Below are 9,105 nucleotides of genomic sequence, written 5' to 3' on the forward strand. Positions count from 1 at the left end.
GCGGGGGGATGTGCTGCTGGCCACGGCGGAGCGTCTCGACGCGGAGTGCGGGCGGGCGGGGGCGGTGCGCGCGGTCAGCGCCGACCTGACCGATCCGGAGCAGCTCGGCCGGGTGGTCGAGGCGGTCGCCGGGCGACCGGTCGACGTGGTGGTCAACAACGCCGGCGGCTACCTGGGCGGTGACACCAGCACGCTCGCCGGCACCGCCGCGCACTGGCGGGCCAACCTGGACGCCAACGTGCTCACCGCAGTCCTGCTCACCGAGGCGCTGCTGCCGGCCCTGCGCCGCCCCGGCGGCCGGGTGATCCTGGTCAGCTCGATCGCCGCCCAGCGGGGCGGCGGCGGGGCGTACTCGGCGGCGAAGGCGGCGCTGCACGGCTGGGCGTACGACCTGGCCGGGCAGCTCGGCCCGGAACAGATCACTGTCAACGTGGTCAGCCCCGGCTACGTCGCGGAGACGGAGTTCTTCGGCGACCGGATGACTCCGGAGGGACACGCGAAGCGGGTGGCGGCGACGCTGGTCGGGCGGGCCGGCGTACCGGACGACATCGCTGCGGCCGTCCGCTACCTGGCCAGCCCGGCCGCCGGCTACGTGACCGGGCAGGTGCTCGGCGTCAATGGCGGCTCGGTGCTCGGCCGCTGACCTGGGAACGCGACCGGGTGCCGCGACCCCCCGTGCGGCCGCGACACCCGGTCGATGCGTCGACGCTCAGCCGTTGAGCATCTGGTACGCCAGCTTCGGCGCCGGCTGGGCGGCGTCGCCGCCGGGCGCGGCGAGCTTCGGGGCCGAGCCGTAGTCGGCGTACTTCACCACGTACGTCCAGGACTTCGCCGTGCCGGCCGCCGGCACGTCCAGGGTGAGCGAGCTGAGGTTGCCGTCGGCGCCGACCACGGCGGTGAAGGGCACCTGCCGGGCCGCGTCGCCGAGGGCGGCGACCTCCTCCTCGCCGACCGCCTTGGCTGCCTCGGCGGCGGTCAGGTCGACGACTCCGGCGTACGTCCGGTCGGCCTTCTCCTCGACCGTGGTGGCGGCCTGGATGATCGGCCCGGCGTTGCCGACGTCCACCCCCTCGTACGTCGGGGTGGCGTCCGGGTCGGTCAGCCGGGACCGGTCCAGCTCCATCCAGCGGTTCGGCAGCTTGGGCAGGCCGGTGAGCCCGTCGGTGCCGGTGAACTTGACCTTCATCCAGATCCGCTCCTGCACCACCAGGAACGACATCCGGGTGGTGAAGCCGTGCTCCGGGTCCTTCACCGCGGCGGTGAGGTCGATGCCCTTCGCGGCCGGGTCCACCACACCGGACAGATCCGAGGTGGCGTCCTTGCCGGAGAACCGGAACGCACCCTCACTACCGTCCGGCACCGCCGCGAGGAGCGCCTGCTTGGGGTTGGCGGACGGACTCGTCGAGGCGGTCCCGCCGGACCCGGAATCCGTCCCGGCCGGGCCGCAGCCGGCGAGCAGGGTGGTCGCGAGGACCGCGGCCAGGGCGCCGGCGCCGCGCCGGACCGTGCCGGCGCGGCCGGTTCCGTTCGTCATCATGATCTCTTTCCTTCACCAGGTGTGGCCTCTGCCGGTCCGATGCTGCCGGCCGGTACGGCCGAACCACTGCCGCTATGCTGCGGTCCGACTGCCGTGCACTGCCGTGGCGCACGCAGCGGGGGTGTCAGGAGCGGAAACTCGCATGTCAGGGACGCTTCGCTTCGAGATTCTCGGGCCCCAGCGGGCCTGGTACGGCGAGCGGGAACTCGACCTCGGGCCGGGAAAGCAGCGAGCCGTACTGGCCGTGCTGCTGCTCGCCGCCGGGCGGCCGGTCACCACCGCGCAGATCGTGGACGCGGTCTGGCCGGACGAGCCGCCGGCGAACGGCCCGAACGTGGTGCAGAAGTACGTCGCCGGGCTGCGCCGGGTGATCGAGCCGGAGCGCTCGCCGCGCAGCCCGGGCCAGGTGTTGACGCTGACCGACGCCGGCTACCAGCTCCGGGTCGGGCCGGAGGCGGTCGACGCCGCGCGGTTCGAGCGGGGGCTGCGCCGGGCCGAGCGGCTCCGCGCGGAGGGCCGGGCCGCCGAGGCGGTCGGCGAGCTGAGGTCCACGGTGGAGCTGTGGCACGGCGAGCCGTTCACCGGCTTCGCCGGGCCGTACTTCGACTCGGCCCGGCTACGCCTGCTGGAGCTGCGGGCCAGCGCCCTGGAGACCTGGGCCGACCTGGAGCTGTGGCTGGGCCGGCACCGCGAGCTGATCGGCGAGCTGGTTGACCTGACCGCGGAGTTCCCGGTGCGGGAGCGGCTGCGGCACCAGCTGATGCTGGCGTTGTACCGCAGCGGGCGGCAGGCCGAGGCGCTGGCCGCCTACCGGGAGTTCGACGAGCTGTTGCGCGACGAGTACGGCATCGAGCCGGGCGACGCGCTCCAGGACCTGCACCGGCGGATGCTCCGCTCCGACCCGGCGCTCGTCCCGCCCACTGCCGTGTCACTGCCGCCGGCTGCCGTGGAGGCCACCCCGCCGCCAGCAGCCGTCGGGACCACCCCGCCGCCGGCTGCCGTCGAGGCGTCCCGGCCGCCGGCTGCCGTCGCGGCGCCGGAGCCGCCAGCGGCCGCCGCGTCCCTGCCGACCGGACCACCACCCACGGCGGCACCTGCGCCGGCACCGCCCGCCGCGGTGTCACCAGCGCCTGCCTCGCCCGCCGCGCCGGCCTCGCCGCTGGGACCGCCCGCCGCGTCGTTTCTCCCGCCCGACCCGGCGGCCGCACCGCTGGCACCGCCCGCCGGGGCGTTCCTTCCGTCGAGCCCGGCGGTGCCTGCGCCGCTGAACCCGACGGCGCAGCCGGGCGGCACGTCGCCGCCCGCCCTGCCCGGGGTACGGCCCGCCGCCGGTCCTTCCGCCGCCGTCCGCCATGCCGGCGGCCACCGGGAAGCGCCAGCGGACGCCGTCCCCGGGTTGGGCGAGCGCGACCGCCACCATCGCGGGTACCGCGCTCGTCCTGCTCTCCTTCGGCTGCTTCACCTGGCTGGTGATGCTGACCTACGCCGCCTGGCGGCGCAGTTGGCGGCTGGCGCTCGTCGGCGTCGGCTACCTGGTCGCCGTCCTGGTCGAGGTGAGCATGCTCAACCTGGAGGATCCGGACGCCGAGGTGCCCGGGACCGAGGCGGTGATCTTCCTCGGGCTGGCGGTGGTCACCTGGTTGGTCGGGGCGGCGCACGTGGTGCTGCTCAGCCGAGGGGTCTGGGCGGCGCTCACCGGTGGCCAGGGCAGTGCCCGGTTCCGCGCCGAGGAGGAGCGGCGGATCCGCCGCGAACACGCCCGGTACCTGCTCTACCACTACCCGGCGGCCCGTGACGAACTGCGGATCGGGCGGCCCGACCTGCCCCGCACGTTCGACGACGGCGGCCTGATCGACGTCAACGCCGTACCCGACCAGGTGCTCGCCGGGCTGCCCGGGCTGACCGCCGACCAGTGCCGCCAGCTCACCGTGGACCGCTGGCTGCGCGGCCCGTACGCCTCCCTGGAGGAGCTCGCCGGTCGTTGCCTGCTGCCGCCGACCGCCACCGACCGGCTCCGGGAGCTGCTGTTCTTCCTGCCCCCGACGCCGGCGGCCCCGGCGGGCGAGCGGACGCCACCGGCCGGATCGTGACCGGAACCTCCCGCGCGAACCGGGGCGTCGTCAGCCGTCGCTGGTAGAAATGCCGGATGAGCCAGGATCGGGCGGCGGTACGGGAACGGGCCGAGGCGGTGTTGCGGCGGCTGGCCGGCGAGCACGCCCGGCTCCGCGAGGACCAGTGGCGGGCCATCGAGGCGCTGGTGGTCGACCGGCGGCGGGTGCTCTGCGTGCAGCGCACCGGCTGGGGCAAGTCCGCCGTCTACTTCGTGGCCACCGCCCTGCTGCGGCAGATCGACGACCCCGCCGCCAACCCGTCGACCGGGCCGACGGTGATCGTCTCGCCGCTGCTGGCGCTGATGCGCAACCAGGTCGAGTCGGCCGCCCGGGCCGGCATCCGGGCCCGGACCATCAACTCCGCCAACCTCGACGAGTGGGACGAGATCACCGCCGAGATCCACGCCGGCGCGGTCGACGTGCTGCTGATCAGCCCGGAGCGGCTGAACAACCCCGACTTCCGGGACACCGTGCTGCCGAAGCTGGCCGCGACCACCGGGCTGCTGGTGGTGGACGAGGCGCACTGCGTCTCGGACTGGGGGCACGACTTCCGGCCCGACTACCGGCGGCTGCGTACCTTCCTCGGCAACCTGCCCGACGGCACGCCGGTGCTGGCCACCACCGCCACGGCCAACGCCCGGGTCACCGCCGACGTCGCCGAGCAGCTGGGCGACGCGCTGGTGCTGCGCGGTACCCTGGACCGGGAGTCGCTGCGGCTCGGCGTGGTCGAGCTGCCCGGCCCGGCGCACCGGCTGGCCTGGCTCGCCGACCACCTGGACCGGCTGCCCGGCTCCGGCATCGTCTACACGCTCACCGTGGCGGCGGCGGGGGAGACGGCCGAGTTCCTCCGCTCGCGCGGCTATCCGGTCGCCGCGTACACCGGGCAGGCCGACGACGCGGACCGGCGGGCGGCCGAGCAGGATCTGCTGGACAACAAGATCAAGGCGCTGGTCGCCACCAGCGCGCTGGGCATGGGCTTCGACAAGCCGGATCTCGGTTTCGTGGTGCACCTCGGCGCGCCGCCCTCGCCGATCGCTTACTACCAGCAGGTCGGCCGGGCCGGCCGGGCCGTCGAGCACGCCGAGGTGCTGCTGCTGCCCGGGCCGGAGGACGCCGCCATCTGGCGGTACTTCGCCTCGCTCGCGTTCCCGCCAGAGGAGCAGGTCCGGGCGGTGCTGGCCGCGCTGCACACCGACCGTCCGCTCTCCACCCAGGCCCTGGAACCGATCGTCGACCTGCGCCGGGCCCGGCTGGAGCTGATGCTCAAGGTGCTCGACGTGGACGGCGCGGTCCGCCGGGTCCGCGGCGGCTGGCTCGCCACCGGCGAGCCCTGGGTCTACGACGAGGCCCGGTTGCGCCGCGTCGCCGCCGCGCGCACCGCCGAGCAGCAGGCCATGCGGGAGTACGCGACCACGCCCGACTGCCGGATGCGCTACCTGCGGGAGTGCCTGGACGACACCGGGGCGGCCGACTGCGGCCGGTGCGACCGGTGCGCCGGGCCGCTGTTCCCGCCCGAGGTGTCCGACGCCGCGCTGGCCGCCGCGCAGACCTTCCTCGGCCGGCCCGGCGTGGAGGTCCCGCCGAAGAAGCTCTGGCCGACCGGGCTGGACGCGGTCGGCGTACCGCTGAAGGGCCGGATCGCCCCCGGCGAGCAGGCGCTGCCCGGCCGCGCCGTCGGTCGTCTCTCCGACCTGGGTTGGGGCGGGCGGCTACGCGGCCTGGTCGGGCCGGAGGCGGCCGACGGCCCGGCGCCGGACGACGTGGCCGCCGCCGTGGTCGAGGTGCTCAAGGCCTGGGCGCACGGCGACGACCCCTGGCCGCGCCGCCCGGTCGGCGTGGTCGCGGTCGGCTCGCGCCGCCGGCCCCGGCTGGTCGGCTCGCTGGCCGAGCGGATCGCCACGGTCGGGCGGCTGCCGCTGCTCGGGCAGGTGACGGCGGCCGGTCCGGTCGGCGGCCCGCGCGGCAACAGCGCCCAGCGGGTCCGCGCCCTGCACGGCGCGGTCACCGTGCCGGACGACCTGGCGGCGGCCCTCGCCGGGCTGGACGGGCCGGTGCTGCTCGTCGACGACCTGGTCGACTCCGGCTGGACGATGACCATGGCCGCCCGCGAACTGCGCCGGGCCGGCGCCCCCGACGTGCTCCCGCTCGCCCTGGCCGTCGCCGGCTGACGCCCGCTCGCGCCGGCCGGTTGACGGCTGCTCGCGTCCGGCTGAAGCTACCCGTGCCCTCGCCGGCTGACGCCGCCCGCCTGCCGTCGCCGGCACGGCCCCCTGTCCGGGTGGTCAACGGCTGGCGGCGCTCGCGGGAAAGTTCCCGGGCTGGGCGGATTGCGACGGGCGCCACCCCGCGCCGCCAGCTGGCCGATCGTCGCTGGTCGCGCCGGTAGCGTGGGCGCCATGACCGAGCCGCAGCCCGGCACGCCGGCGGCGCCAGAGCGCGACCTCGCCAGACCCGACGGGAGCACCGTCCGGTTGGCGCTGGTGGTCGGCGGGCTGGTGCTGGCCGTCCTGCTCGGCTTCGGTCTGGGCCGGATCAACGGCGACGGTTCTCCGGCCGGCACCGGCCTGGACAGCGCGCTCGCCGACCACACCCACGCCCCGGGCACCGGGGCGCACGAGCACGGCGCGGACCAGGGCGCGGCGGCGGAGGCGGCCGGGCTGGCGGTCACCGCGTCCGGTTACACGCTCACGCCGCTAGGCGGGGAGTTCACCGCCGGGCGGGAGGGCGAACTGCGCTTCCAGGTGCGCGACGCGCAGCGCCGGGCGGTCACCCGGTTCGCGGTGGTGCACGAGAAGCCGATGCACGTGATCGTCGTCCGCCGCGACCTCAGCGGATATCAGCACCTGCACCCGAGCATGGCGGCCGACGGCACCTGGTCGGTGCCGTTGACCCTGCCCCGGGCCGGCGTCTGGCGGGCGTACGCCGACTTCACCGCCGTCGCCGACGACGGCCGGCAGGTCCCGGTGACCCTCGGGACGGACCTGGTCGCGCCCGGCGAGTACGCCCCGCGGCCGCTGCCCGCGCCGGCCACCGCCGCCACCGTCGACGGGTTCACCGTCGGCGTCGAGGGCAGCCCGCAGGCCGGGCTCACCGTGCCGCTGACCTTCCGGATCACCGCCCCCGGCGGCGGCACCCCGGCGCTCGAGCGCTACCTCGGCGCGTACGGCCACCTGGTGGCGCTGCGCGAGGGGGACCTCGGCTACCTGCACGTCCACCCGGAGCCGGAACTGGTCGAGGGGGCGGTCCGCTTCTGGCTGACCACGCCCGGCCCCGGCCGGTACCGGCTCTACCTGGACTTCCAGGTGGCCGGCGAGGTACGCACCGCCGAGTTCACCGTCACCGTCCCCTGACGGCGGGGCGGTTCAGCCGGCGCGGCGGATCGGGCGGCGGGCGAGGTAGCGCAGCAGGTCGCGGATGTGGTGCTTCTCCTCGACCGGCACGGACGGGTCGGCCAGCCGTTGCAGGATCACCCGGACGTCGGCCTCCACCGGGCCGTCGTCGGTGCGGCGGCGCGGGGCGGGGCCGGCGTCGGGCAGCCCGAGGGCGCGGAACGCGGCGGCGACCGGTAGGTCGAGCGCGGCGCAGAAACCGCGGACCTTGGCCAGTTCGGGGTAGTCCTGCCAGTCGCCGGCCAGCCAGCGGAAGACGGTCGAGCGGCCTACGCCGGTGTGCGCGGCCAGGTCCGTGACGGTCCACCCGCGTTCCTCGCGGGCGTCGTCGATGGCACGCCGCACGAAACGTGCGAACGCCATCTGTGGCGATACGTCTGCCGCACCCATTCCTGCGGGCTCTCTCCTCCCGACCGGCACCGACGGTGCGCCTCCGAGGGTAGTACGGCCCGGCGCGGAAACAATTGACTGATCGACCAGACCGTCCCGCCGGCGGGACTTTTCGCGTCTCGACGCCGGCCGGCGGTGCGGTGTGGGGCGTCCTACGCCGGGTCCGCCGGCCTCCCGGCCGGCGTGTCTGCTGGCGTGCCGGGCGGCGCTGCCGGGGCTTCCGTCAGCAGGGTCTCCAGCCGTGGGGTGACCGCCCACTGGTCGACCAGCGCCCGGTAGTCCGCGCGTTGCGTCCCGGTCGGCTCGGCACCGGTGCGCCGGGCGCGGATCAGCAGGTTGCGCGGGGTGTGTCGGGAGTCGACGAACTCCACCACCTCGGCCCGGTAGCCGTGCAGCCGCAGCAGCCCGGCGCGCAGCGCGTCGGTGAGGACGTCCGCGAAGCGCTCCCGCAGGATGCCCTGCCGGGTCAGCAGCTCGTACGGCGCCGGGGCCGGCCGGGCGCGCAGCTGGGCCGCGATGTCGTGGTGGCAGCAGGGCGCGGCGAGCACCCAGCGGGCCCGCCAGCGCACCGCTCGGGCCAGCGCCTCGTCGGTGGCGGTGTCGCACGCGTGCAGCGCCAGCACCAGGTCGGGGGCGGGCTCGACCACGGCGTCGGCGATGGTGCCGGCCACGAAGTTGACCCGGTCGGCCCAGCCGAGCCGCTCGGCCAGTTCGGTGTTGCGCCGGCGCTGGTCCTCCCGGACGTCCACCCCGACGAGCTCGACGTCGAGCCCGCGCTGGGCGAGGTAGCGGTACGCCGCGAAGGTCAGGTACGCGTTTCCGCAGCCCAGGTCGACCACCCGCAGCGGGCCGGTCAGGTCGTCCGGCAGGGTGGCCGCCAGGGCCCGGAGGAACGCGTCCACCTGGCGCCGCTTCGCCGCCGAGCCGCCGATCTCGGCGAAGATCGGGTCGCCCGGGTCGAGCAGGTACTCCTTGGCCCGGTCGTGCCCGGTCGGCTCGACCGTCGGCCGGGCCGCCGCCGACCGGTGCACCTGCGCCTCGCCGGACTTGGTCACCCGCAGCTGCAGGGTCGCCCCGGCCGTCTCCACGTGCCAGTTGCCGAACGGCTCGGCCAGCAGCGCGTCCACCGCCGAGGCCGCCTCCGGGCCGGGGGCGACGTTACGGGTGTACGGCCGGGCCCCGTCCGAGGTGGCGATCTGCAGCCGTGGGCCGGCCTTGAGCGTCACCGGGCGCAGCTCGGCCCGGACCACGGAGGGGCGCTGGCCGCGCCGGCGTCCGGCGGCGACCGCCCGGGTCAGCGCGGGATCGAGCAGCAGCGATCGCACCTCGGTCAGGGCGGCGTCCAGCGGTTCCGGCATTGCTCCATCTTCCTGCTAGGTCGAGCGCGGGCCGAACCGGGTGCGAGTGAGCCGCGCTACGCCGCGACGGCTGCACCGGTTGAGGGTGGCTGGGCGCTCAGACGGACGTCCCCGCACCGGGGACCGGTACGGGGACGTCGGGTCGTGCGTGGGTCAGTCGGCGGTCGCCTCGGCCGGCGTACCGGCGGCGGAGCCACCGCCACCACGGCGGCGCCGGCGGCGGCGCGGCTTCGCGGCGTCGCCCTCGGCGGCGGCCGGGGCATCGGCGCCCGCTGCGCTGATCACCGCGGTCGGCTCGCCGGCGACCACCTCGCCGGCCC

Annotated in this window: 7 protein-coding genes and 1 pseudogene; 5 read left to right on the forward strand and 3 right to left on the reverse strand. The window is 76.1% G+C overall.

The features are described from left to right. Window positions 1-643: SDR family NAD(P)-dependent oxidoreductase (locus DLJ47_RS32370; protein ID WP_109905784.1), on the forward strand; the 643-nt coding region annotated here is incomplete at its 5' end. Window positions 644-709: 66 nt separating this feature from the next. Here the strand turns inward: DLJ47_RS32370 and DLJ47_RS32375 are convergent. Continuing rightward, entirely contained in the window at window positions 710-1,534 is an 825-nt protein-coding gene (locus tag DLJ47_RS32375) for a hypothetical protein (RefSeq protein ID WP_109905785.1), read from the reverse strand. Window positions 1,535-1,679: 145 nt separating this feature from the next. Here DLJ47_RS32375 and DLJ47_RS37325 point away from each other — a divergent pair. From DLJ47_RS37325 to DLJ47_RS32390, 4 genes and pseudogenes are all read left to right on the forward strand, one after another. After that, window positions 1,680-2,369, forward strand: a pseudogene (locus DLJ47_RS37325) (AfsR/SARP family transcriptional regulator); the annotation flags it as partial. Window positions 2,370-2,889: 520 nt separating this feature from the next. Next, entirely contained in the window at window positions 2,890-3,627 is a 738-nt protein-coding gene (locus DLJ47_RS37330; protein WP_233258145.1) for a hypothetical protein, read from the forward strand. A 56-nt stretch (window positions 3,628-3,683) separates the two neighbouring features. Continuing rightward, window positions 3,684-5,816 (forward strand): RecQ family ATP-dependent DNA helicase, encoded by a 2,133-nt coding sequence (locus DLJ47_RS32385; protein ID WP_109905777.1) that lies wholly within the window; start codon window positions 3,684-3,686, stop codon window positions 5,814-5,816. A 228-nt stretch (window positions 5,817-6,044) separates the two neighbouring features. Further along, window positions 6,045-6,998, forward strand: a complete 954-nt coding sequence (locus DLJ47_RS32390) for a hypothetical protein (RefSeq protein ID WP_109905779.1) — start codon at window positions 6,045-6,047, stop codon at window positions 6,996-6,998. A 12-nt stretch (window positions 6,999-7,010) separates the two neighbouring features. Here DLJ47_RS32390 and DLJ47_RS32395 read toward each other — a convergent pair whose 3' ends face one another. Both DLJ47_RS32395 and DLJ47_RS32400 read right to left on the reverse strand, forming a co-directional pair. Then, window positions 7,011-7,427 carry a helix-turn-helix domain-containing protein gene (locus DLJ47_RS32395; RefSeq protein WP_109905781.1) on the reverse strand — a complete coding sequence of 139 codons (417 nt, stop codon included), beginning with the start codon at window positions 7,425-7,427 and terminating at the stop codon, window positions 7,011-7,013. 152 nt (window positions 7,428-7,579) lie between these two features. After that, window positions 7,580-8,785: a class I SAM-dependent methyltransferase gene (locus DLJ47_RS32400; RefSeq protein ID WP_109905783.1), complete on the reverse strand. Its 1,206-nt coding sequence runs from the start codon at window positions 8,783-8,785 to the stop codon at window positions 7,580-7,582. Window positions 8,786-9,105 lie beyond the last annotated feature (320 nt).

The organism is Micromonospora sp. S4605, assembly GCF_003176715.1.
Lineage (GTDB): Bacteria > Actinomycetota > Actinomycetes > Mycobacteriales > Micromonosporaceae > Micromonospora > Micromonospora echinaurantiaca.

Coding starts and splice junctions, on each gene's coding strand:
- DLJ47_RS32385 (WP_109905777.1), top strand. CDS start 3,684: ATGAGCCAGGATCGGGCGGCGGTACGGGAACGGGCCGAGGCGGTGTTG.
- DLJ47_RS37330 (WP_233258145.1), top strand. CDS start 2,890: ATGCCGGCGGCCACCGGGAAGCGCCAGCGGACGCCGTCCCCGGGTTGG.
- DLJ47_RS32390 (WP_109905779.1), top strand. CDS start 6,045: ATGACCGAGCCGCAGCCCGGCACGCCGGCGGCGCCAGAGCGCGACCTC.
- DLJ47_RS32395 (WP_109905781.1), bottom strand. CDS start 7,427: ATGGGTGCGGCAGACGTATCGCCACAGATGGCGTTCGCACGTTTCGTG.
- DLJ47_RS32375 (WP_109905785.1), bottom strand. CDS start 1,534: ATGACGAACGGAACCGGCCGCGCCGGCACGGTCCGGCGCGGCGCCGGC.
- DLJ47_RS32400 (WP_109905783.1), bottom strand. CDS start 8,785: ATGCCGGAACCGCTGGACGCCGCCCTGACCGAGGTGCGATCGCTGCTG.